2 protein-coding genes are annotated in these 2,126 nt (G+C 45.2%); both read right to left on the bottom strand.

Features of this window, described 5'->3' with window-relative positions:
- Positions 1 to 706 (bottom strand): ABC transporter permease (locus A3735_RS25990; protein WP_231882660.1); only part of this gene is annotated, 706 nt, incomplete at its 3' end.
- Positions 707 to 952: 246 nt separating this feature from the next.
- Positions 953 to 2,126: CmpA/NrtA family ABC transporter substrate-binding protein (locus A3735_RS25985; RefSeq protein ID WP_068638920.1), on the bottom strand; the 1,174-nt coding region annotated here is incomplete at its 5' end.

Genomic DNA, 2,126 nt, shown 5'->3' with positions numbered 1-2,126 from the left:
TACTTAAGGACAAGCGCATTCCGGTAAAGATCATCGGTACTGATGCAGGTAAAACAATTTTCTGAACATGTTTCAGAGCAGGTAATCGCAACACCTTACTTACGTTGACCAAGTTATCATCAATGGATGCAACACCCACTGACGTATTGATCACCATTGGCCATAAGCAGCAAAGTGTTACGGTGATCATCGAAACAATAAAGGACTTGGCTACCAGTGGATCTGACGAGACGTAGAGTGCACTCACCAAGATTGTCACCAAGGGTAACCAAGCCAAAGGAGAAACAGGTTTGAACACCTGAATAATCGGGTTAACAGCCGAGTTCAGTGTTTTATTCAGGCCAATGGCAATGCCTAGGGGAATCGCTATCGCTGCAGCCAATAAGAAGCCAGAAGCGACCGTCTTTAAGCTGGTAAAGATCTGATCGAGGAAAGTTTCTTTCCCGGTATACGCTCTGATTTTAGGCACATAAGATGGATCTTCAGCCACTCGTGCCGCATTTCTTTTCTCTTGCCTTTCGTAGAAGGCTTGCTCTTTAGTCCGCTCGGAAACGTGCTCATCATATAAAGAGACGAACTGCTCCATTACCATCGCGGGACCCGGAAACTGCCCCAAAGAAGTTTTAACACTCTGTGCGGCTGCCGCCCAAATAATGAGAAATACCGCAATACCTGCCATGGGTATTGCCAGAGTCTTCGCTGCCATCGCACCAAACTCTAATACCTTATCCAACCAAACAATTGGTTGTTCTATATCGTCCTTAAGAGATGTCGCCGTTGACATAATCTTCTGCTCCTGCTTAAAGCTACTTCAGTTAACTGACGACTCTCGTTCTAACAAACATTGAGAGCCGATCAAGATAAATCTTTCTTAGACAAACTTCGTTATCAGCAGTCAGACAACAAACCCTGGTTCAGGCCAGCATTTGTCGTCCGACATATGTAATACTCTTTAGATCTTGTCGCCTGATTTCAGACCAATTGAGAACTTCTCGATATACTTGTTTGGTTGTGTACCGTCATAAACAATGTTATCGATAAAGTGCGTTTGTGGGTCACGGTAGCCATCTTCAGTAGAGAAGTCTGGGAAGTCAGCCGCTTTCGCTTTACCTTCTTTGATCAAAGACTGCGCCGCACGTGCATAGATATCAGGACGATATACTTTCTTCGCCAAATCTTTGTACCACTCGTCGCTCTTATCTTCAGAGATCTGACCCCAACGACGCATTTGCGTTAGATACCAGATAGCATCTGAGTAGTATGGGTAAGTCGCGTTATAACGGAAGAATACGTTGAAGTCTGGTACTGAACGCTTATCGCCTTTCTCGTACTCAAAAGTACCCGTCATACTGTTTGCAATAACGTCATAGTCAGCACCAACATAGTTAGGTTGTGACAAGATCTTAACCGCTGCTGGACGGTTAGCATTGTTGTTAGCATCTAACCACATCGCTGCACGAATCATCGCTCGCGTTAAACGAACTGTCGTATTCGGGTATTTCTCAGCAAATTCTTTAGTAATACCAAATACTTTCTCTGGGTTGTCTTTCCAGATCTCGTAATCAGTCACTACTGGCACACCGATACCTTTGAATACGGCCTGCTGGTTCCAAGGCTCACCTACACAGTAGCCATAGATCGTGCCGGCTTCCAAGGTAGACGGCATTTGTGGTGGAGGTGTTACTGATAGCAAGGCATCTGCATCGATCTTACCTGTCGTGTCACCCTTATGAGGCGCGTAGTAGCCAGGGTGAATACCGCCCGCTGCTAACCAGTATCTTAGCTCATAGTTATGAGTCGAAACCGGGAATACCATCCCCATGTTAAAAGGCTTTCCATCTTCCTTGTACTTCTCGACAACTGGCTTCAGCGCATCAGCTTTAATTGGGTGAACAGGTTTTCCATCAGCCATCTTTGGAATATTTGGCTTCATCTGTTCCCAAATATCATTTGAAACGGTGATCGCATTACCATTCAAATCCATTGAGAAAGGCGTAATGATATGAGCTTTAGTTCCATAACCCATCGTCGCTGCAATAGGCTGTCCCGCTAGCATATGTGCACCATCCAAGCGACCGTCAATTACGCCATCAAGCAAGACCTTCCAGTTAGCTTGAGCTTCAATT

Source organism: Oleiphilus sp. HI0061 (assembly GCF_001635675.1).
This window is presented reverse-complemented; position numbering and strand designations above follow the sequence as displayed.